Genomic DNA, 1116 nt, shown 5'->3' with positions numbered 1-1116 from the left:
GCCAGCGCTTCCGGATTGAGGTTGGCGCCTTCAAACGGCTCAACATTGAAGCTCAGTTTCTGATCCGGCATCAACCAACCATCTTCATCCATCTTCAGCGTGACGGCCGCGATTTCCAGCAGCGCATCCGTCTGCGCATTAAATCCTGCGGTTTCCACATCAATAACCACCGGGAAATAGCCTCGGAAACGGGCGCTCAGACAATTCGGGTTAAGAGTTTTAGCCATGATTTCTCTTTGGTGCTGTACAGATCAGCGTGCGTGAAATAAAGAGAGCTTATTATTGCAATTTATGGCGCTTAACTAAAGTATTCCTTCCCGCGGTCGCTAATCACTATGATACGCAGGAGTTGCCACCGAATGATTAAAAAAGTTGTAGTTGCCGGTTTGATGCTAGTTAGCCCCTTTTTACGGGCTGAAAGGCAGTTTTTCGCCGGAATTGATGATTCTACCTGGGTGATGACGCAGGATACGCCGCTGGAATGCCGTTTAGAGCATCCGGTTCCGGGCTATGGCACCGGTGTGTTCAGCTCCCATGCCAGCAAGAAAATTAACCTCGATTTTGAACTGCAAATGTTCCGGCCGATGGCGGAAACCCGTCAGGCAACGCTGCTATCGTTACCTCCTCGCTGGATGCCAGGCACCAACGCCGGCACCATCAATACCTTAAAGCTGTTCAAGCAGTTTGATGGTTATGTGAATGGACAAGATGCATGGCGGATGTTGACCGAGCTAGAGCGTGGCCGTTTGCCAACCTTGAGCTACCGTGATTGGTACTACAACAACGAACGGGTGCAAGTGAGTCTGTCACCGGCGCACTTTAAAGGGCCATACAAGAAATATTTAGCCTGCGTGCAACGTTTGCTGCCGTACAGCTTTGATGATATTGCCTACACTGTGTTGCATTATCAGGCCAATAGCGAAAAGCTGACCTTTGATTCGCAGAAAAAGCTCGATCAAATTGCGCAGTATATCCGTCATATCAAGGATGTAGAGCTGGTATTGGTGGCCGCGCACAGTGATGATCGGGAAGTGGCCTCCAATTCAGAAGAGTTGGCGCGTAAGCGAGCTGAAAACATGCAGCACTATTTTGTGAAGCAGGGATTAAAGCCAGAGC

2 protein-coding genes are annotated in these 1116 nt (G+C 49.6%); one reads left to right on the top strand and one right to left on the bottom strand.

All coding sequences use genetic code 11. The features are described from left to right. The coding region (locus ACRC27_RS14410) for an exonuclease domain-containing protein (RefSeq protein WP_438640199.1) at window positions 1-227 on the bottom strand (227 nt) is incomplete at its 3' end. Between the two features lie 132 nt (window positions 228-359). Between ACRC27_RS14410 and ACRC27_RS14405 the strand changes: the two genes are divergently transcribed. Next, the coding region (locus tag ACRC27_RS14405) for an OmpA family protein (protein ID WP_438640198.1) at window positions 360-1116 on the top strand (757 nt) is incomplete at its 3' end.

The sequence above is a fragment of the Plesiomonas sp. genome (assembly GCF_051650925.1).
In the GTDB taxonomy this organism is placed as follows: Bacteria; Pseudomonadota; Gammaproteobacteria; order Enterobacterales; family CAMTGL01; genus Plesiomonas.
This window is presented reverse-complemented; position numbering and strand designations above follow the sequence as displayed.